The organism is Staphylococcus sp. HMSC077D08 (assembly GCF_001837945.1).
GTDB lineage: Bacteria > Bacillota > Bacilli > Staphylococcales > Staphylococcaceae > Staphylococcus > Staphylococcus epidermidis.
Genome location: NZ_KV834828.1, coordinates 67,924 through 90,741, shown reverse-complemented (window position 1 = coordinate 90,741; position 22,818 = coordinate 67,924). Strand labels below are relative to the sequence as shown.

At 33.6% G+C, this 22,818-nt stretch carries 12 protein-coding genes, 1 pseudogene and 1 riboswitch; of the genes and pseudogenes, 2 read left to right on the top strand and 11 right to left on the bottom strand.

All coding sequences use genetic code 11. The features are described 5' to 3' along the window. Positions 1-11: 11 nt before the first annotated feature. Together HMPREF2663_RS11545 and lpdA are read right to left on the bottom strand one after the other, a co-directional pair. A complete protein-coding gene (locus HMPREF2663_RS11545; RefSeq protein ID WP_002446898.1) occupies positions 12-965 on the bottom strand; it encodes a thiamine pyrophosphate-dependent dehydrogenase E1 component subunit alpha in 954 nt (317 codons plus the stop codon). 41 nt (positions 966-1,006) lie between these two features. After that, the gene (gene lpdA, locus HMPREF2663_RS11540) at positions 1,007-2,359 is read right to left on the bottom strand and encodes a dihydrolipoyl dehydrogenase (RefSeq protein ID WP_002499738.1); all 1,353 of its coding nucleotides are present in this window, start codon (positions 2,357-2,359) and stop codon (positions 1,007-1,009) included. A 316-nt stretch (positions 2,360-2,675) separates the two neighbouring features. Here lpdA and HMPREF2663_RS11535 point away from each other — a divergent pair, with 316 nt between their 5' ends. Both HMPREF2663_RS11535 and HMPREF2663_RS11530 read left to right on the top strand, forming a co-directional pair. After that, a complete protein-coding gene (locus tag HMPREF2663_RS11535) occupies positions 2,676-4,094 on the top strand; it encodes an anion permease (protein ID WP_070846500.1) in 1,419 nt (472 codons plus the stop codon). Between the two features lie 159 nt (positions 4,095-4,253). Continuing rightward, positions 4,254-4,355, top strand: a riboswitch (TPP riboswitch). A gap of 55 nt (positions 4,356-4,410) precedes the next feature. Then, positions 4,411-5,322, top strand: a complete 912-nt coding sequence (locus HMPREF2663_RS11530) for an ABC transporter substrate-binding protein (RefSeq protein ID WP_002458083.1) — start codon at positions 4,411-4,413, stop codon at positions 5,320-5,322. A gap of 99 nt (positions 5,323-5,421) precedes the next feature. Here HMPREF2663_RS11530 and rarD read toward each other — a convergent pair whose 3' ends face one another. The 9 genes and pseudogenes from rarD to HMPREF2663_RS13135 form a co-directional block, all read right to left on the bottom strand. Beyond that, positions 5,422-6,324: an EamA family transporter RarD gene (gene rarD / locus HMPREF2663_RS11525; RefSeq protein ID WP_038813041.1), complete on the bottom strand. Its 903-nt coding sequence runs from the start codon at positions 6,322-6,324 to the stop codon at positions 5,422-5,424. A gap of 134 nt (positions 6,325-6,458) precedes the next feature. Next, positions 6,459-6,956: a MepB family protein gene (locus HMPREF2663_RS11520; RefSeq protein WP_002475430.1), complete on the bottom strand. Its 498-nt coding sequence runs from the start codon at positions 6,954-6,956 to the stop codon at positions 6,459-6,461. A 94-nt stretch (positions 6,957-7,050) separates the two neighbouring features. Further along, positions 7,051-8,754, bottom strand: a complete 1,704-nt coding sequence (locus HMPREF2663_RS11515) for an ABC-ATPase domain-containing protein (protein WP_070846498.1) — start codon at positions 8,752-8,754, stop codon at positions 7,051-7,053. Between the two features lie 154 nt (positions 8,755-8,908). Continuing rightward, a complete protein-coding gene (locus HMPREF2663_RS11510) occupies positions 8,909-10,249 on the bottom strand; it encodes a glucose transporter GlcP (RefSeq protein ID WP_001830529.1) in 1,341 nt (446 codons plus the stop codon). 284 nt (positions 10,250-10,533) lie between these two features. Beyond that, a complete protein-coding gene (gene lip, locus HMPREF2663_RS11505) occupies positions 10,534-12,720 on the bottom strand; it encodes a YSIRK-targeted triacylglycerol lipase (RefSeq protein WP_070846497.1) in 2,187 nt (728 codons plus the stop codon). Between the two features lie 370 nt (positions 12,721-13,090). Then, positions 13,091-13,714, bottom strand: a complete 624-nt coding sequence (gene ausB, locus HMPREF2663_RS11500; RefSeq protein ID WP_070846495.1) for an aureusimine biosynthesis 4'-phosphopantetheinyl transferase AusB — start codon at positions 13,712-13,714, stop codon at positions 13,091-13,093. Positions 13,715-13,723: 9 nt separating this feature from the next. Next, positions 13,724-20,887 (bottom strand): aureusimine non-ribosomal peptide synthetase AusA, encoded by a 7,164-nt coding sequence (ausA, locus tag HMPREF2663_RS11495; protein ID WP_070846493.1) that lies wholly within the window; start codon positions 20,885-20,887, stop codon positions 13,724-13,726. Between the two features lie 197 nt (positions 20,888-21,084). Further along, a complete protein-coding gene (locus tag HMPREF2663_RS11490; protein WP_070846490.1) occupies positions 21,085-22,326 on the bottom strand; it encodes an MDR family MFS transporter in 1,242 nt (413 codons plus the stop codon). 265 nt (positions 22,327-22,591) lie between these two features. Then, a pseudogene (locus HMPREF2663_RS13135) lies at positions 22,592-22,798 on the bottom strand (single-stranded DNA-binding protein). Positions 22,799-22,818 lie beyond the last annotated feature (20 nt).

The window sequence follows — 22,818 nt, the reverse complement described above, 5'->3', positions numbered from 1 at the left end:
AACCTTCTGATTTAAGCAAAAACATCTTTGTATAATGAATCCTCATCTGGTAATTCGCTTTCTTCAGCAAATTTCACAGCATCTTCTACCGCTTGCTCAGCTGCTTTTTCTATTTCATCTGCTTCTTTTTCAGTGAGCCAATTTTCTTCAATTGCTCTTTTTCTAAATTCAACTGTCGCATTTTTATCTGCATTACGATCATCTGGTGATTTTACTTTTTGCTCATCACCTTCAAAATGTCCATATTTACGATACGTATCACATTCAATTAACGTTGGTCCTTCACCTTTTTTAGCGCGTTCTACAGCCTCTTGTGTTGCTTTATATACTTCCACAACATCCATGCCATCAACACGTACACCCGGCATATTATAAGCCGCAGCACGCTCTGCAATTGTTTCAGAAGCACTTGCGTAGTCGTGTGTTGTTCCTTCAGCAAATTGGTTATTTTCACATATAAAAAGAACAGGTAAATCTAAAATTGAAGCAAAATTAAGTCCTTCATGGAAATTACCTTCATTTGCAGCACCATCACCAAAGAAACATACCGCAACATTATCTTTACCTTGATTGATGATTGAAATACTTGCGCCAATTGCTAACCCAAAACCACCACTGACAATACCATTCGCACCGAGCATTCCTTTGTCAATTTCTGCAACATGCATTGAGCCACCTTTACCGTGACCTAATCCGTCACGCTTGCCCATAATTTCTGCCATCATACCATTTAAATCGCATCCTTTTGCAATCGCATGACCATGACCACGGTGTGTACTTGTAATATAGTCATCATCACTTAATTGAGACATAACACCTGTTGCAACGGCTTCTTCACCTACATATAAGTGTACGAATCCTGGGATTCTACCATCACTAAAAATTTTGTGTACCTTTTCTTCAAAAAATCGAATTTCGTTCATCGTTTTATAAATCCAACGTGCTTGTTCTTTTTCCATTTTCATTGTCAATTCCTCCTATCTTTCATAGGTCATAAAGTTTAAAACTACATATGAATTGCAGAATCAAAAAATGCATCTGCACTCTCACCTATTGCTTCTAATAAAGCCGGGTGTGGTTGAATAATTTGAGAAAGTTCATGAATCGTACCCTCTGATGCTTTGACACTTAAAAGTTCTCCAATGATATCTGTAGCATGTGGTCCTACAATAAAAGCACCAAGAACCTCTCCATACTTTTTATCAACGACAAGTTTAATAAATCCTTCATTTTCTCCTTTGATTAACGCCTTTGCATTCCCTTGAAATGCTGATTGAGTCACTTTCACATCATAACCAGCCTCTTTAGCTTGCGCTTCTGATAACCCAACTGATGCTGCTTCAAGTCTTGTGTATATACAACGCGTAATATCTTCTTGACGCACAAGTGACGGCTGTTTGTTCATTATTGTTTCGACAACATGAATGCCATGCGCACTTGCTGCATGTGCAAGTTGATATCCTTTAATTAAATCTCCTATAGCATAGATATGTTTTTGACTCGTTTCATAATGTTCATTGACTTTAAAGAATTTACCATCCATTTCCAAATTTAAATCCTTTGCAACTTGCGTATTCGGTTGTCTACCTGTTGCAACAAGAAGGGTATCAAAGCTAACATCATCTTGCCCATCTAATATTATTTTCGATTCCTTAACTTGTTTTATCTTTGCTTTCGTCAGTATCTTAATACCTTGATTATCTAAATGTGCTTTTAACATTTCTCTAGTTTCGTTGATTTCAGTTAATAAAATGTCATCTGCAACTTCTATTATCGTAACTCTAACTCCAAGATCAGCCATTGAGGATGCGAGTTCTGTTGCAATCACACCCCCACCGATAACCGCTAACTGTTTTGGTAGCTTCTCTAAATCGAAAAATGTATCGGTTGTTTCATAATTGACTTGATCTAACCCATCAATTGGTGGAATGAACGGCTGACTGCCAGTTGCTAAAATGATATCTTTCGCTTGATACGTTTCATTGTTAACGTCCACTTTTAAGTTTTTAGAAATTCGTGCTTCCCCTTCAATATAAGCAACTTTATTTTTCTTTAACAACTGCTTCACGCCACCCGTAAGTGTTTGTACAACTTTCTTTTTACGTTGAACAAATTGAGTGAAATCAATTTTTAAATCTTTCGTTGTGATTCCCCAATCGTTTGCAACTCGTATGCTGTGTGCTTTCTCGCCGTGTTCTAACAACGTTTTAGAGGGGATGCAACCTACATTTAAGCACGTGCCTCCAGCATTATTTTTTTCAATGACTGCAACATTTTTACCAAGTTGTGCACCACGTATTGCAGCTACATAGCCACCAGGTCCAGCTCCTATTACGATTAAGTCATATGATTTACTCATATAATAAATGCCTCCTTTCACCAATAGTACGTTGTGCCATCCCAATTTCATTTGCATGAGGAATAAGAAATTTTACATTTGTAAGCGCTTTCTTATTCCTTCAATTCCATTCTACTTCAAGTATTTTGAGTTTTCAAACAATTGTATGTTATTAATTATTAATACTTTATAAATTACTGTTTATCTAACTCTTAAACTGATTTAAAAAAGTAATGATGTTTAAAGATTGTATAATTATAAAAAGACCTGTACATCAGCGTGTGATAAGACTATGATTAAAATGTAAAAAAGATTTTAGATAAAGGAAGATGGTGTCGTGGGAAGTACTGTTAAATATCGTAAGTTTATTCTACCTATTGTCGTTGGTTTAATTATCTGGGCATTGACACCTATTAAACCAGATGCCTTAAATGATCAAGCCTGGTATATGTTTGCTATTTTTGTGTCAACCATCATTGCTTGTATTACTCAACCTATGACTATAGGTGCCGTATCAATCATTGGGTTTACAATCATGATTTTGGTTGGAATTGTTGATACAAAAACTGCCGTTCAAGGCTTCGGTAATAGTAGTATTTGGCTTATTGCAATGGCCTTTTTCATTTCAAGAGGATTTGTAAAAACAGGGCTAGGTCGACGTATTGCTCTACAATTCGTTAAATTATTTGGAAAGAAAACGCTTGGTTTGGCTTATTCACTTGTTGGTGTTGATCTTATCTTAGCTCCTGCTACTCCAAGTAATACAGCACGTGCTGGTGGTATTATGTTTCCAATCATTAAGTCCTTGTCAGAGTCATTTGGTTCATCGCCGAAAGATGGCTCTGAGAGAAAAATGGGTGCATTTTTAATCTTTACTGAGTTCCAAGGTAATTTAATTACTTCGGCTATGTTTTTAACAGCTATGGCCGGTAACCCTATAGCGCAAAGTTTGGCTGAAAAAACGGCACACGTTCAAATGACATGGATGAATTGGTTTGTTGCTGCTATTATACCCGGATTAATTTCTCTCATCGTTGTCCCTTTCATTATTTATAAATTATACCCACCAACTGTTAAAGAAACGCCTAACGCTAAAAAATGGGCTACTGAACAACTAGAAAAAATGGGACATATGTCTATAGCCGAAAAAGTGATGGTTGGTATCTTTATCATTGCATTGGCTTTGTGGGTATTAGGAAGCTTCATTAATGTTGATGCCACGCTCACCGCATTTATTGCTTTAGCATTGTTATTATTAACAGGTGTATTAGCATGGTCAGATATTTTAAATGAAACAGGCGCATGGAATACACTCGTTTGGTTCTCAGTTCTTGTATTAATGGCAGAACAATTAAACAAGTTAGGCTTTATCCCTTGGTTAAGCAAACTCATTGCTCAAGGTTTGAATGGCTTTAGTTGGCCTATCGTTTTAGTTTTACTCACCTTGTTTTATTTCTACTCACATTATTTATTCGCAAGTGCAACAGCACATGTCAGCGCCATGTACGCCGCGTTACTCGGTGTTGCAGTCGCTTCGGGTGCACCGCCATTATTCAGTGCATTAATGTTAGGGTTCTTTGGTAACTTACTGGCATCAACAACACACTATAGTAGTGGACCAGCACCTATATTATACGCAGCTGGCTATGTTACACAAAAGCGCTGGTGGACTATGAATATTGTACTTGGTATAGTCTATTTTATTATTTGGATCGGATTAGGTTCACTATGGATGAAACTCATTGGTATGATGTAAAGTTAGAATTTTAATTAAACTTTCGTTCATCAAACATATTGTAAGCTAACGTTTGAAACGTTAGCTTATTTTTTTGCATCATACTCCCATGATTAATATTTGCTATATTCATTTTACTTTTTACTCAATTCAACTATGTTATTCTGTACATAGATTAACCAGTATCACTAGGGGTGCAATTCAATTTGCTGAGAGAAAGTCTACTTTCAACCCTTGAACCTGTTGGTTAGCACCAGCGTAGGAAAGTGAGCAATATTGATAACTGTTTCTTCATTCACTTTTTTACGCAATAATTAAATGGATGGAGGAATTTTTTATGGATAAATTAACAGTAGGTTTAGAATGGTTTTTAAATCCTGATCATATGCCATTAATCATAGGTATTGAAAAAGGATGGTTTAAAGAAGAATCATTAGAAATTGAGATGATTGAACCAAAAGAGCACTTTGATGCATTAGACGAGATTGAAAATGGTTCAATGGATATCGCGATTACTGAACCTATTCATCTGGTTCAAGATAGAGCTAAAGAACAAAACGTCATCGGGTTTGCGAGATATCTTCACACTAACGGCGGTATTATGTATAACAAAGATAAAAATATCGCTCGCCCCAAAGATTTAATCGGTAAGCGACTTCAATATCCTGGCGCTCCCGGTCCAGGTGGTATTGCCATGGCTAAAACGATGATTGAAGCAGATGGTGGCACATATAAAGAGGGTGACATCACACCAGTTAATCATAGCTTTTATCATACTGATGCACTTTTAACTGATAAAGCTGATGCTGCTACACTTATTTTCGAAAATTTTGAAATTCTTGAAGCTAAAAATCAAGGACTAAATGTAGATTATTTTCCACTAAAAAATTATAATGTACCTGATTTTTGTCAACTCATTTTCATTACTACGCCTGAAGTATTAAATACGAGTGAGATCAAACTTAGAAAGTTTCTGAAAGTCATTCAAAAGGCCATTCATTACATCAATCATCATTTAGCAAGTGCAATTGAAATTTACTCAATGTATACTCGAACTGATATCTCTAACCAATTAAACAAAGATACAATTGAAGCAACAGCTAAATGTTTTACAAACGATTTGTCTATGAGTTCCGACTACTACAATGATTTACAGTTGTGGCTTAAAGAAGTCAATGATATTAAAGACACGATTAACCCAACTTTATATTTTACAAATCAACTACTATTCAGTCGATATACAAAATAAAAAATACACCTTCACTCTATTTAAACGTTGATGTACACATCAATAGTTAGAATCAATATCTAATTTAGAGAATGCACATTAAATAAAGTGAAGGTATATTTATTTTACAACTGGGTTTTTCTTAATTTGAACATATTGAGAAATACTATATAACACAATACCTATCCATATAAAAATAAAGGTAATCAATTGATCAGTGTTAAATGGCTCTTTAAAGACAAAGATACCTAAGATAAACATGATTGTCGGCCCTACATATTGAATGAAGCCAGTTAACGATAATGGAATTCGCTTAGCACCTGCTGAGAACAGAATCAATGGTATTGCTGTAATTGCACCTGAAAATAGTAGCCAAAATGATGATATATTTAATCCAAATGTCATGTGTTGTTGCTGCCATAGGTAAATAACATAGATTAAACCTGCTGGTGCAGTAACAATACATTCAATAGTGATGCTACTTATCGCATCGATATGCACAATCTTTTTTAGTAAACCATAAATACCAAAAGAAAATGCTAACAGAAGTGAAATAAATGGAAATTCACCGATTTTTATTGTCATATAAAGTACGCCTACTAATGCAAAGATGATGGCTAACCATTCGAATTTATTAAATCTCTCTTTTAAAAATATAAGCGCCAAGACGATACTCACTAGTGGGTTAATGTAGTAACCTAGGCTAGATTGTAGCACGTGACCATTAGATACTGCCCAAATAAATGTCCCCCAATTCACAGTAATAACATACCCTGCAACTATGATGGCAATAAGTTGTACGGGATGCGATACCAACTGATTAACATCTCTAAAAAAAGCGTTCCGTTGATTTTTTCCTATAATGAGCACAAAAATCATAAATATCACTGAAAAAATAATTCGGAATGCCAAAATTTCAAAAGCGCCTATTTCATCAATTAAACGCCAATAAATGGGTAAAATCCCCCATAAAATATAAGCACCTAAAGCTAAAAATATTCCTTTTTTATACTCCGAAGACACCATTAACCCTCCCTCAATATAAGCGATTAAAAAATGAGACTCATTCCAACTCATTAACAGTTATGTAATCAAGTCTACTAATAAAACAGTAATATTTACACATATCTGTTTGCGCACAGCTTTTGATTTTATAATCAATCTTCATTAAAATAAGCACGTTTAATACTTGGTACATCAATTGTTTGAGACATATCTATAAAGTATTGTTTTTGCCACGCTTGTGTCTTTTGAGCGACACGATTTAAATCTTTCTCCCAAGTAGGATACACTCGAAAAGCCATTTTCCCTTTAGATTCATGATGTCTTAAAATACCTTTATGAAAAAGTACATGTTTTGGAAAAATAAACTGACCTACTTGAGAATCATCTATCACGTGTACAATTAATTTCCCAGGAAATGACTCGTAGTCAAATGCACGATTTTTCTTTGTTTTATCTTTTTCCCAAAGCGATAAAAAATATCCTTTTTTCTTTGTTGTTTTTTTAGCTAACCTACTTTTAAATACGTAGCCATTAATATTAAAATTGTATGCCTCATAAGACTGATTCCATTGTTCATCTCTTATAATTAATGATTGTTGTAAATTCATTATCTTTATGATGTGATTCAACAATCGAACTGAAGACTTCATCTTCATACTCCCCTTTATTTTCAGTCTCAAAGTTCAACACATCGACGCAAACTCTGAGATACTTTTATAATAAATATTTAAAATGGGCATATATTTATTCCCTTTGCTTTATTTTTAATCTACGATATCGATTAAGTGTCGCAATAAACTCCTGCTTTCTAGGTAGCGCTAAATGACCAGGATGCCCATGATGATTTGATATAACATCTAATCCGTGTTTCTCAATCCGTTGATACAAACAATTGGTCAATTCTACAATCGTACTTTTGTCATCTAGCAATTCATTTTTTACATAACTTAACATCATCGCTAAACCTTGTGTTTGACTGTCATCGACAAGTTGTTCTAAGCCAGAAATATGAATAGTTTCCTTACCATACGTTACTACATTCAATTCTTTAGCTTTAAAGCGATCACGTTTCCCTTTTTGATTAAAACTCGCTCTCAACGGAATTCTTGATGGAATGTGACCGAACTGATTGTGAGAAGAAACCTTTCTTTGATAACCGTCTGACTGCGCAATGTCTTTAGCATGTTGCGTAACATCTTTCAACACATATTCATCCATCATCAATACTTGATCTGCCACGTCAAAATAATCTCCCGAACCTCCAACGATTAGAATAGTCGACACGTTATGGTCGTCATATAATGCTTTTACCTTATTAGAAAAGGGTGTAATCGGCTCTTTTTCGGGAGCAATTAAACGTTGCATACGACCATCACGAATCATGAAATTCGTTGCAGATGTATCTTCATCAATGAGTAACAATGACGCTTGTGATTCTAAAGCTTCCATGACATTTGCAGCTTGAGACGTACTACCACTCGCATTTTCAGTTGAAAAATGTGTAGTATCTTTTTCACCTGGCAAATGATCAATAAATGGCTGGATATTAACATTTTGAATACTTCTTCCGTCTTCAGCACGAATTTTCATTGCATCTTGATTTGTAATCACATATTCTCTACCATCACCAGCAATATGATTATATACACCTCGTTCTAACGCTTCAAGTAATGTTGATTTACCATGATAACCGCCTCCAACTATTAATGTAATGCCTTTGGGAATACCCATACCCTTAATAACTTTGCCACTCGATAGTTTCATTACAATCTCATATTGTTTGGGACTTTTAAATTCAATAGCGTTATTCATAGGTAGATCTGAAACACCACTTTTTCTTGGTAAAATAGCACCATTTGCTACAAATGCAACAAGGTCACGTTTTACTAACTGTTGTCTAATCTCCTCTTGATCCATCATTAATTCAACTTGTTGTTGCAATTGTGAACCATTAATATTGCGATAACATAAGGCATGTTCTACTATTTGAGGCAATACATTAATAAGTGTATGTTTTGCTATTCTACCTAATATGGTACGTCCTCGTGCTGGTAATCCAACTTCAATACGTGCCTCAATTTGATGATTCTTAATTACTACTGCGGTACGCTCTAAGATTTCTTGGCCACAACTATCAATTTGAATTTTACTTACTTTTTTATCTTGGGCAGCTATTGATTGAATCTGCTTATGAAACACGCGTGCTAAGTAATCACTCACAGCACGTTGTTTCAGTTCAGAATTTAATAAAGAATCAGGAAATTTTGCTTGTTGGCGATCTATAACGACACTCATCTTAGATGGTGGCGCAAATGGATCAGCTTGAATATGATCAATACGTAGTTTAAATAAATTAAATTCGTATAGGTCTTTTATTTGCTTATACGCACCGTACTTTTGACCGTCTAACGATGTTAAAATCTGTTCAAGTGCTTGGGCACTTTTCATATTTTCAACCTCCAACGTTCATATATCATTACTTTTATTCTTGTGCTTATTATCAAGTGTACTAAACGTTGACATTCCTACAAAAATATTTGAACTAAAAAATACTCCAAATTTTCAACTATACATTGAAAATTTGAAGTACTTCACATTGTAATTATTCAGTTCTTGCGCCTGTACGTTCACGTAATTCATATTCTATTTCTTCTAAACTACGTCCGCGTGTTTCTGGTAAGAATTTAATTACGAAAATCATCGCTAAAACACCTATGAACGCAAAAATTAAGAATACCCATTCTGTACTTAATGCATCACTTAATATTGGGAAGAATAATGACACGATAAGCGTTCCAATATTTAGCACAAGCGCTGAAATACCAGTAGCAGCGCCACGTGCGCGCATTGGGAATAATTCAGGTAGCATAACCCATAGAACAGGTCCCCAAGAAATCCCGAAGAATACGATAAATAATGATAAACAAACAATAATAATCCACGCTGATGAAGCGATTCCAATTGTCCAAATTAAGATTGCCATAATTAATAATGAGGCAATCATACCAATATTACCACCAACAAGTAATTTTTTACGATCAATCTTATCTACTACAAAAATGGCAACTATTGTTACAAGAACATTAATAGTTCCTATACCAACTGAACCTAATATAGACGCCGCTTCACCCAGTCCAGCCTTAGCAAAGATTGAAGATGAATAGAAAATGACCGCATTGATACCAATAAATTGTTGGAAAATAGCAAATATACAACCTACAATTAATATTCTACCTAACCATGGTGATTTAATGACTGTCCATGTTGATTCAGAGATAGCGTTAATTTCTTTCATTTCTTTAAGTTCTTTATCAATTTCGCTATCGTCATAGGTAATCTTCATCACTTGACGAGCGGCTTCTTCGTTTCTATTTTCAAGTAACCATCTTGGACTCTCAGGCATAAAATAAATACCCACGAGTAAAATAACCGATGGAACAACTGCTAATCCAAGCATCCAACGCCAACCCTCAATATCCGCAAATGCATAGTTGACTAAATATGCTGCTAAAATACCAATTGTAATCATTAGTTGATTAAGTGAACCTAGTGAACCACGATATTCTGTCGGCGCCATTTCACTTAAATAAACAGGTACTGTAGACATCGAACCACCCACTGCTAAACCAATAATTAAACGTCCAATAATTAATAATGCTAAATTGGTTGATGCAGCAAGAATCAGTGCCCCAATAATAAATACAATAGCGATAAGCATTACTAGACGTCGACGACCTAATTTATCGGCAAGTGGGCCACTGCTTCCTGCACCGACTATTGCGCCAATTAACATTGAAGACACAACGATACCCTCAGTTGTACTATTGAGAGGTATGTCTTTATGTATAAATAATAAAGCACCGGAAATCACACCATTATCATAACCATATAATAAGCCACCAAGTGCTCCCAAAATAAAGATTAAATACTTATTTGCTTTCATTCGTATCATTCCTTTTTCTATAACTAGACTAATTATAATGCCTATATGAAAGCGTTTCAACATAATTTTATTAACATTTACTTATGAATGGTTATGATTTGATATTCAAGTCAAGTATAAATAAATATCATCATATTGCTTAAATTATCTATATCAATAACTTCACTAATCATAGCAATTTAAATATAATCATTGATTCTAGAAATACATATATAAATAAAACACCCTATCCGCTCACAATTTCTATCGACCGGATAAGGTGCCTTTGATTTTTCTTTATTTAATTATTGTTTATCTGTCACTTTTTCATTACGTACCATATCTTCAAACATGTTGTCCCAGAAATCTTCTAATTCTTCTTTAGAGATACGAACTTCTGATGTATCTGTACCAACGAAGTCACCATGGTCCCAATTATGTTTAACTGGTGTCACTTGCCATACTCCTTTTTGAACTTGATCTGTCGCAGACGTATGCGCTTGGTTCAATGGATATTGCCCAGAGATGACAGACACAAGTCCATCGTTTTCTCTCCACGCTTTGTCTTTTACTTTACCAATCGTATTTGCAGTTAATGTATAGCCTATGTTCATATTGACATCTGCTTTTTGAGTACCATTTGGACCTGGTCTTGTAGATTCACCCTGATATGTTTTGTAAACAATATTGGGGTTTAAAGATGTTTTTTGATTTAAGATATCTGTACCCTCAGTAGTTAAATCATAGAATCCATTATCTTTTGTTGTCCATAATTTACTTTGTTTCACACGTTGAATATATTGAACTAATGTTTCGTCTTCTCTTTGTTTAAGTCCCCATTGACTTAAACCAACATCAACATGAGATAATTTATTACCTTTTGACCTTGCATAGTCATATGCTACTTGTCTAATGATTTCTTCATTACCTAATAAATCTGCAGCATGGGTGCCATTATGTGGTGTGGCAATAGTAGTAATAGACGATATCATATTATCTTGCCCACCTTTATATAACGGAGAAATGTCACCACCATGTTGTTTTTGGTATTCTACCTCTTCTGGACTACCATGACGTAATAACTCTTCAAGATAACGAATTGTTTGACCACCCATACTATGGCCAATGAGATGAATTTTTTGACCAGGCTTCCAATCCTTATAAGCACCGGCGTATGTTTTTCCGTAACGCTCGTGTCCATATTTTGCAGCATGTGCCGCACCATAGTCTACACGTCCACCTTTAATGTAATAGTACAATTCTACAGCTCTATCATAATTACTGCCAAATGCACTTACACTTGCTTCCATCACGTTATAACCTTTAGCTCTATAATCTTGAATAATTTTGAGACGGTCACCACCCCAATAGTTACCTTTTCCTGTAATGGGACCAGTTCCTGATGCATAACCATTAAATCCATGTACAAGAATAATAGGATCGTGATTTTTATATTCTTTTTGTGATGCTACTTTATTTGTTTGATCCTTCAATTCTTTGGATGCCTCTGTTGTCGCAGTATTTCTTGTTGTTGCCTGAGAATTTTTAGTGAGTGCCTTGATCCCTTTTCTAGAATCATCTTTTTCATTTTCAGGAGATTCTTTTGTGGAAAGATCTTTGTCTATGTCATCCACTTTAAGTTCTTTATCTGATGATGTTGTTGACTTTTCTTGATTTAAACGTTCATCTCCACGATTATTTCGAGTAACACCTTCATCTTTTGCTGTTATATGTTGCTCTGAAACGTTCTCAGATGCAGTATCCTCATTCGATTGCATTGCATCTTTATTGTATTGATGATCTAATTTTCCATCTATTCTTGAAGATTTTTGAGCCTTTTCGATGCTCGATTGTTGGAGGTTAATTTTTTCTTGAGATTTTTCTTGGTCTATATTTTGATTTTCCTGTTGAACATTTTTTACATCTTTACTTTGTAACTGCTTTTGCTCGTTTGTAATCTCCTGTTCACGTGATTCTTTCATTTTTGTTTGTTCAGAAGTTGTTTTATCATCTTGTTGGGGTTTTACTAGGCTTTTTGCATTTTCATTTTTTCTAGTTTCTTCTTTTTTTTCATTTATACCTTTCGTTGTATGTTCCGCAACTTTTTTAGGATTTTGTTGGTCATTCTTTGTCATGGATGTCTGAGGTTGATTGGATTGACTATCAATTTGTTTGCCTTCATTAGATTTAACGTCAGTACTAGGTGTCTCATGATATGAGTAGTCATTGTTATGTATTGTTGCATTTTTATCAATTGTTTCTGAATGGTAATTTTTATTATCTTTATTCTCAGGTTGTTGAATTTCTTGATCTTTGTGTTGCAGCTCAATAGAATGTGATGCACTTACTTCTGATTGTTCTTGATTTTCAAGATGATTGGATTCAGCAGCATGTACTGAGCCTTCGCCAATAAATAACATCGATGCAACAATGATTGAAGACGCACCAACACTTAACTTTCGAATGCTATATGAATTCTTTTTATTTTTCATGTTTAAAGCACCTCTATCTTTTTTATATCATTTATAACCGTGACTTAAATGAAAAGATTAATAATTTCGCGCGGGATAATTTCTAAAATTCTTTGAATCCAGGCCTTCATCAATAAACTCCTCTCTCTTAGCTGAATGATTTGACAATTTATGAGAACAACACCAATTTTACACAATGAATATTAATCTATTATTAATTTCTTTTTACAACTATATAAACAACAATAAAATATGTAGTTAAATTTAAACTTTTAAATACACACATATGCACTATCTCGATAGCAATTAGTCAATCGTACAACCTTTAAAGTTTAAAAAGACACTCAAACGATTTTCATATCGCTTAAGCGTCTTTTATAAATTTACACCATTATAATAATTGTGTGAGCGGCACCACTTCAAAGTTCAAACTATGTTTACTCATATGACATATTTGAATGAGCCTTTTAAAATAATCCACTGAGGTAAATTGGACCTGTTTTTTTAAAAATCTTAAATTTTGTGTCACATCATAGCGGTCTAAACCATTCATTAATCCCTCACCAATGAGTTTGGTATAACTTTCTTTCTTAGTCCAAATTTCATAAAAATCTTTAAGTGTAGTCACTTGGTTAAATTCATTTGTTGTAAAATTCTTCGCCAAATATTTATAATCTAAGTCTTTCATTTCTTCGATATCAATACCAATAGGCTGATTATCTATTATACAAACGATATAAGGATAACTATACGAAAGACTCACGTATATATGACAAGAACTTCGTATCTCAACTTTACCCATAGTTGTGATGTGATACCTCCATTCTTTAGGAGTTAATCCAGCACATTGTTCAATAGCATACTGAATCAATACATCACCTAATTGGTGCATAAGTCGATCCTTTAAAAATTTATAGTGTATTCGTTCTGGCTTTTTCAACTGACGAGAACTTCTATTCAAAAGCAATTCTACTTCCTCTAAAGTTTCTGTTACCTTAGTCACATACAAATACATGATTCACCTCTAGTTGGCATCAAATTTTTCAAACAATAAGTGGTACCATTGTTGCAACCATTGGCAAGAAAGATGTGGCCATTCACCTTGTAATTCTTTCATTACTGTTTGAGTCATATTTGAATCTGTCACACCTGAAATTTGATTATCTCCATTACTATTAAGACCAATCAATTCATGCATACCTAATTCATGTAATTTCTGTTCAAACTCACTATCACTTACTACAGTCATTTCTGACCCTTTGGCATTGTCAATTACTTGTTTCATAGTTATTGAACGTGGTGCGTATACATGATAAATAATAGGTATTGCATTGGATCTTGCCAATTTAATAATATGGCGCGCTGTGACATCGATAAATGAAAATTCAACTTTAGCTTTCGATATACTTTCTCCTATAAACGGCATTTTTAATAAATCATGCATGACAATACTAAAACGATTAGTTGTTAAATTTTTCATATTTAATGGTCCGGTAGAAGCACTTGTCAGATTTCCTAATCTTATAATCTGAGCTACTAGACCTTCATTAACCGCTTCTAACACTTTAATCTCGCTATAAAACTTACTTTTAGTGTATGGTGATGTAAATAACTGGCCTTTATATAAATCTTTTTCAGAAAATGAAATATCGTCTTGATGTGCTTCAAACACCGTACCTACACTTATCGTTGATATATAGATTAATTTCGCTTTTTTATCCTTAGCTAAATCAATTAATGCTTGTGTACTTCTTACATTGACATCAAAAAATGTTTCATCATCACCAAAGTGATCTGTACGTGCTCCGGCATGAATAATTGTATCAATGGCCGAATCGATAATGAGGTGATCAAGTTCTGATAAATCAGCTAAAACAATATCAATATGCTTCATTAATTTATCCACATGAGCCATATCAAAATAACAATTTAAATTATTTTCCAAGTTAGTCTTAGCTTGATTGATATCATGACCTCTGACAATACATGTAATTTGATCAGCATTATCTTGCATTTCATCAATTAAATATGCGCCTAGGAACCCCGTTGCACCAGTTAGCAATACATGACCTAAAGATGATTGCGCTAGGTGTTGTGGTTTTAGTTGATATCGTCGTTCAACTAATGATTGTAATTGTGGTAGATGATCTGGTAATACTACTTCTGGTAGTGCTTGGCGTGTTTCTGTGTGATTAGCTATATAACGAACAGTTTTAAATTGATATACATCTTGCATTGTAATGTGTATGCCATTTGATTTTAGTTTTGATACTACCACCATTGCATCTAGTGATGTACCACCCATTTCAAAGAAGTCATCATCTATACTCATAGATGATACGTCCAACACTCCGCTAACGATTTGTTCTATTTCTCGTTCGATATTATTACGTGGTGCAACAAATTTATTTTTGTGTACATTAGGTACAGGTAATTTTGACTCATCCACCTTATCATTTCCTGTTAATGGTATTTCGCTAATAGCTGTTAATGTCTTAGGAATCATGTATTTAGGCAAATATTGATTTAAATGTTGTGAAATATGATTTTCGTCTTCTTGACTTCCAACATAATAAGCATGCAGCACTTCACGCTCACCCTGTTTAGCTAAAATAACAACGCTATCTGTCACAGTATCTACTGAATTAATGATATTTTCAATTTCACCTAGTTCAATGCGATAGCCATGTACTTTAACTTGCTTGTCTATTCTACCAAGAAATTCAATTTGCCCATCAGGCATCAATCGTGCTAAATCACCACTTCGATAAAGTTGTCCTGGACCAAACGGGTTTTCAATAAATTTTTCCGCCGATAGTTCGGGTCTGTTTAAATATCCTGAAGTTAAACTTTCTCCTGCAATACATAATTCACCTGGAATACCAACGCCACATAGTTTACCGCCTGACATAATAAAAATATCAACATTAGCTAACGGTTTCCCTATCGGAATAGTCGATGGTATGGCGTCACCTTTTTTGTATATCCAACAAGATGCGATAACCGTATTTTCAGAAGGACCATAGGCATTAACATACATATCACAATGCTTAGAGATATGCTGCACAAATGCTGGCGTACTTGTCGCACCTCCTGTAATTACTTTAGGAATGTAAAAATGATGCATCACATTATATACCTGTAGTGGAATAGATGCGATGGTGATATTTTCTTGTGAAATTAACTTTTCTAATAAATCTGTATTGGTCCGCTCAACTGATGTTGCAATGACAAGTGGATATCCATTTAATAAACTACAGTAGAAATCAGTTGCCGAAGCATCGAACACATAATTAGCGTACTGCAGATAGACTTCATCATCGGATAAATTGAGTCTTTTTGTCCAAGCACACACTAAATTTAATATATTACGTTGTTTCACTGATACTGCTTTAGGCTTTCCTGTTGTTCCAGATGTATAAATATGATACAAATCATCTTCCAAATTCCCTGCATATTCTATATTTAAACTTTTATTATTTTCAGTGTTATCAATATCTTCGATTTTAATTACTGGTATATGTGAGGATATTGTTTTTCCATATGTGAGAACTGCTGCGACTTCAGCGTCTTTAATAATAAATTCAATGCGCTTATCGGGATAAGTGACGTCAATAGGTACATAAGAACCTCCAACTTTTAATACAGCAATCATACTAGCAACCATTTCAAAACTTCGTTCAGTTAAAAGGGCTACACGTTCCCCTTTTTGAATGCCATTATGTATCAATGTTTGAGCTATACTATTAGAATAATCATCAAGTTCTTGATACGTCATCGATTGTCCATTCATTTTAAGTGCTACATCATCTGCTTTCGCTTTCATGACATCATGTAAAAGTTGCTGTATTGACTTATTTTTTGGCAAGTCTAAAGAACAATCATTCACATACTTGTCCAACCAAATTAATAAGTCATCATTTTCATCAATATCTTGAATTTTTAGGTTTTCGGTAGATATTACATGTTTAATAATCATTTGAAGTTGTTCAGCAATATGATGAATGGTTTCTTGTTTATATAAATCTGTATTATATTCAATATTAACGACATAGCCATCTTGATCTTCTTCAATAATAAATGACATATCAAATTTAGCTGTTGTTGACTGAGGTGGGATATGTGTCAGTTGACTATGTCCAAAATTCGCATGATTTGTTTCATTATTTTGAAGTACGAGCATCACATCAAATAACGGATTATGTGAAGCATCTCTTTCATCAACAAGATCATTGACTAAGTTTTCAAAAGGATATTCTTGATGTTCATATGCCCCTAGACACATCTCTTTCATCTCAGCCATCAATTGATCCCATGTCTTTTGATCATGTGGTCGACCACGATATACAAGTGTATTAGCAAACATACCTAACATATTTTCAGTATCGCGATGCGTACGCGCACTGATTACACTACCAATAGCGATATCGTCCTGACGTGTATATTTGTGCAATAATACCATGATTGCACTAGCAAAGAACATAAAGTCTGTCACTTGATGTTGTTCTACATAAGATTTCAATTGCTGTTTGATTTGATGATTGTAATGAAACGACAACATATTACCGTTGGTTGTTTTAATACTTGGTCTAGGATAATCCGTAGGCATGTTTAATATTGGAACCTGATTTTCAAATTGTTGTAACCAAAAGTGACGTTGTTTAGATAAATCTCTATGCACCATCCACTCACTATAATCTTTATACTGAAGCTTAAGTTCAGGTAATGATTTATCTTGATATAAAGCGTTCAAATCAGATAGTAAAATCGTGTTACTCATACCATCATTAATACTATGATGAGTATCCATAAATAAATAATCTTGTTGTGGTCCATGTATATATTTAACTCGCATCTGACTTGGTTGTTCTAAATCAAACGGTTCCATAAATGATTGAATAATATCTTGCTCGTTCGTTAGAGATGTCGTTACCTCTTCAAAATCAGGTAAAACATGTGTTGCAATACGTTGTTTAACTTCATTGTCATCAATTACATATTGTGTTCGTAATATTTCATGACGTTCAATCAACTTAGATAATGCACGTTGCAATTGCATAACATTGAGTTCAGAAGATAATCTCCATAAGAATGGAATGTTATACACTGTGTCTTTAGGATTGACCTTCCATAATAGATACATACTTTTTTGAGACGCACTTAAATCATATTGATACGATTCATTTGCTTTGGGAATTACATCATAGACATCATTTTGCAGTTCTTCAATTTGTTGTCCTAGTTGCTCTACAGTAGGAGATTTCATTAAATCACCTACTTTAAGACGTTTTTTCAACCTTTCTTCAATACGGTTTACAACTAATGTTGCTCTAAGAGAGTGTCCACCTAGTTCAAAGAAATTATCTTTAACACCTACCTGATCAACATGTAAAATCTCTTCGAAAATACGGCAAACAGTGCGTTCAATATCGTTACGAGGTTCTACATAATTTCTATTATTCTTTAGATTAATTTCAGGTAATGCACGCACATCTAATTTCCCATTCATCGTGATGGGTATACGATCCACCTTCATAAAATGCACAGGTATCATATATTCAGGTAATGTTCCACTTAAAATATCTTTTAATTGACCTGTTGATTTTAATTGCGATGCTTCATAATATGCCACTATTTGTTTATCTTGGTCTTGTTCCCGAACGATGACTACAGCTTTATTAATATCACGTATAGCTTCTAATGCTTTTTCAATTTCTGATAATTCTATTCTAAATCCACGTATTTTAACTTGCTTATCGATACGACTAATATAATCAATATTGCCATCTTCTTGAAGACGAACTAAATCACCGCTACGATAAAGCATTTCATTATTAAAAGGTGACTGAATAAAACGTTCAGCAGTAAGTTTAGGTTGATTTAAATAACCTTTTGCTAAACCTGCACCACCAATGCACAATTCACCTGGAACACCTACACCACAAATACGTTCACCTTGCATGACATAAACTGTCGTTCCACTAATAGGTAAACCAATAGGTATACGTGAAGGCATCTCTTGTGGAATCGCAAAAGTTGTAGTAAATGTTGTATTCTCTGTCGGTCCATAACCATTGATTATTTGAGGATGACACTCACGTGAATTTAATAAGTGAACCCACTTAGCATTTAACACTTCCCCACCGATAAGCAAATAAGTTAAAGATTCTAATGCTTCGATACGTTCGCTGGCAATTTGATTAAATAAAGATGACGTTAACCACATCGTGTTGACTTTATTTTCAGTAATAGCTTGATCTAACAATTGAGGATTTAACAATGTATCTTTAGATGTAATGACTAACCGTCCACCATTCAATAATGGACCATATATTTCAAAGGTTGCTGCATCAAAAGCTACTGTTCCTGATAATAAGACGGCTGTATTTTCATTCAATTCGACATAATTTGGATTGTGTACTAAGCGATCAATACCTCTATGTGGCACCAGTGTCCCTTTAGGTTTACCAGTCGTTCCTGATGTATAGATGACATAAGCGATATCTTCTGAACAATTAATGCCTCTCGGGTTATCAATCTCTTGTTCTCTTGAACCAACTATAAATTCTATATCCATTTGAGGTAAATCTGATTGAAATGATGTACGATATGTTAAAACCGCTTTAGGTTTTGCGTCCTCAATAATATAATTTATTCTTTCTTCAGGATAATCTGGATCAATTGGTATATAACCTGCACCAGCTTTCAAGATGCCTAACATTCCAATAATCATCTCTAAGCTACGTTCTGCTATTAACGCCACCATATCATTAGGTTCAATCTGATTATTTAAACGCAATTTATATGCTAAAAGATTCGCACATTGATTTAATTGATGATATGTCATCGATTGTTGTTCATATTGCAACGCAATACTATCTGGATGTTGGTGCACTTGACGTTCGAATCTTTCAACCACGGTTTTATAAGTGACCTCACTATAATTGATGTCATTGTTTTGAAGATTGATGTCATTATATTTAGCTAAATCTGATCGATCACTGAGTTTTATATCTTTAATTAATAATGATGGATTTTGTGTAATTTGCATATAAATCCCATTAATTAATTTGACTAACGTATGTACAGTTAAATCATCATAAACGTTGTCATTATAAACTATATCAAAACCACCCTGTACATGAGGATAAAACTCTAAATCCGCTAATGATGATGCTTCATTGTATAGACGATGTATATGATGACATATATGATTAAGCTCAAATTGTTCTTGTACTTTTTCAATATGAATCATCGTTTCTACATCTGTTTGTACTGCTTTAGGTTGAACAACAAAAGACGCGCCACACATTTGAAGCTCTTCAAGTAGTGCGGAACACTCATCCACCATATCTTTTACGGCGTCACTTTGACTAATACTTAAATTAAGTGGGGCAATGTCTGTGTTTAAAACCATCATATTCTCAGTATTTTTATTATCTATCGAAAAATGGATGCCTAACGTCACATCAGAAGACTGACTTATAAAATGATGCGCTAAGTAAATACTTACAATCCACACATCAATGTCTAAAGATGGTAGTTCTGTATGCAAAGAACACATTTTTTTCTTTTCACATGTATTCTTAACAGGTATGTAAGCGTAATTATCACCGTCTGCATTCAATAGGTTGAAGTGCTTTGATGGACACTCAGCTTGATTTTGATCCATCTTTTGGTTCATTTCTTTGATCCAATTATAAAAATCTGAGATACTATATTCACTTTTTAAAGAGTGGGTATAAGCGATATTTACTTGTTGCAAAAATGGAGTTAATTGACTTTCATTAAAAATAGTAGCGTGGAAATCTAAAAGTAGATAGGCTTCATCTAGAAATTGATAAATCTTAAAATTAAACAGAGGTAATTGATTGAAATGGTAGGAATTTAAATTACGTGTAAAGAATGCTTCTAAATCTATGCTTTGCGACATTTCATTAACTTCTTGAATTTCAATAAATGGAAAAAAATCTCTTAAATTTATCTTGAGTTGATTAAAATCATCTGTCACAAACTGTGTGCGCAACACAGGTTGATTTTGAACGACATCTAATAATGCATACATTAATCTATGTAACTCAATGTCGCGACTTAACTTTACCCAATATGTCACCCTGTGTTCTGAACTTGATTGATTTAAATGTTTAAAATAAAAGTACTTTTGAAAATATAGTGCTTCAATATTCATTAGAGTCCTTCTTTCATATTCATTCCCAAAATAACTCATAAACAACATACTTCATATTTTCTAGCCATGATTTATATTAGTATACTCTCACTATAGAAAACAATTAGGAATATGAAAATTAACAAAATCTTAATAAATATAGTTTTTTTAAAATTACGAGCAATTTGGTACGAATTATACATTTCTAATTAAAAAAATTATTGTGAATTTGCATTATTAAAACGACTCACTGAAATGTAAAGTGACATGCCACCTAGCAGTAATAAAACAAACATATAAATCCCCATCTCCATTGAAGTTAAAAACACACCTAATATAATTCCAAATCTTGCAAGCAATTCAGCTAAGTTAAATCCTAAAGCATGCACTGCTGAATATGTCCCTCTCTTATGAGAAGGAACCATTTTAAAACGATTTTCTTCAAGAATTGGAGAATATACCATTTCACCTATCGTCGCTATAATCATAAATATGATAAGTAACGTAAAATCATTAAGATAAGTGAGGTTCGAATATCCAATGACATAAAAAATAATTCCAATCAATAATGCTGTTTTAACATCCATTTTCATAACAATTTTTGAAATAAAATAGGTAAAAATGATAACAATGATTGTATTCGTCATTAATAGAAGTGAATACATTTTAACGCCATCGATATGTAACGAAAACAATATCATCGGATCAAACTCTTGTTTTAAACGCACTGAAATGTATGATGATACAGATAACTCACCCATCGTTAAAATACTAAATCCTATAATTAGAAGTAGATATGTTGTATCTTTAAATACTGGTTTATAACTTTTTAATATTTGACCCACGGAGAATTGTTGCTCATTAGCATGATGTGTGTACGACTGATTCACTTGATTTAAATCTTTAGGCAACCATATGAAAAGTGCTATAAAAACCATAATGTAAATAGCAAATGCGATTAAAAACAACATAGATTTATGTGCCCCATACATCAATCCACCTATGAGCGCTCCAAAGGCTACAGCAATATTCGTCAGCCAATAACTTACCTTATAAATATATTGCTCAACTTCAGGCGTAATCGCATCCATAATAATCGTGTCCATAATAGGTTGCTGCATGCCTATTGTGATACTAAATATTGCGTAAGCGATGCAAAATAAAATGATCATATATGCTTGTTCAGAGATTGTAATCGCCATAATCACAAGCATCAAACTTAATATCGATTGATAACTTAGTGTTAATGTCTTTTTAGGTAATCGTTCAATAATATGACCTGATATTATTGATATGGGAAAATTTATCATGACTAGCGCAAATAAGAATAGCCCTGCAAAATGTTGATTGACCATATCTGTTAAATACAATGCCATAAATGGTAAAAATGCTGTAACAATCATATTTTGAAAAAAATCGCATATCAGTCGTATCTTTAAAGTCAAACTCAATTGTTTCAAATTCATCCTTCTCTCTATGTTAGAATATAAACTTTTAAATCAAATGGATTGATCTGAAAAAGAATTAAGAACAATTTGATTTTGTATCATATATACTATATATAGTCTTTCTTATATTTAAATGCAAGTTTCATATTAAGTAAATTGATTAAAAAATTGTTTCAATTTCTCATTAATCGATTTCATTTTAAATAAAAATATTTCATCGGTATATTTAAGTGATGGATGGGGGCTTGAATTTAGAAATTATGATGGAATTCATTTTTTATTTAACAACCGTTAGTCCGTTTGAATTTCCACTAAAAAGCTGAATAATAAGACATATATTCATAATGTCTTCATTGTCTCACTCTCTAAGCGTCGATACCCAAATTGCTTTGTCTATTGAAATACACTCTGTTAATGCCCAGAAGTTCACCGCTGTCTTTACATTATAAAAAACCTGGAACATCGATTTTTGTCCCAGGTTCATCCATAATTCGGTCTCTCTTA

What these genes read in the sequence shown, in the direction of transcription:
- HMPREF2663_RS11545 (WP_002446898.1), bottom strand. Translation starts at nt 965, where the DNA reads ATGAAAATGGAAAAAGAACAAGCACGTTGGATTTATAAAACGATGAAC.
- lpdA (WP_002499738.1), bottom strand. Translation starts at nt 2,359, where the DNA reads ATGAGTAAATCATATGACTTAATCGTAATAGGAGCTGGACCTGGTGGC.
- HMPREF2663_RS11530 (WP_002458083.1), top strand. Translation starts at nt 4,411, where the DNA reads ATGGATAAATTAACAGTAGGTTTAGAATGGTTTTTAAATCCTGATCAT.
- HMPREF2663_RS11520 (WP_002475430.1), bottom strand. Translation starts at nt 6,956, where the DNA reads ATGAAGTCTTCAGTTCGATTGTTGAATCACATCATAAAGATAATGAAT.
- HMPREF2663_RS11515 (WP_070846498.1), bottom strand. Translation starts at nt 8,754, where the DNA reads ATGAAAAGTGCCCAAGCACTTGAACAGATTTTAACATCGTTAGACGGT.
- HMPREF2663_RS11510 (WP_001830529.1), bottom strand. Translation starts at nt 10,249, where the DNA reads ATGAAAGCAAATAAGTATTTAATCTTTATTTTGGGAGCACTTGGTGGC.
- lip (WP_070846497.1), bottom strand. Translation starts at nt 12,720, where the DNA reads ATGAAAAATAAAAAGAATTCATATAGCATTCGAAAGTTAAGTGTTGGT.
- ausB (WP_070846495.1), bottom strand. Translation starts at nt 13,714, where the DNA reads ATGTATTTGTATGTGACTAAGGTAACAGAAACTTTAGAGGAAGTAGAA.
- ausA (WP_070846493.1), bottom strand. Translation starts at nt 20,887, where the DNA reads ATGAATATTGAAGCACTATATTTTCAAAAGTACTTTTATTTTAAACAT.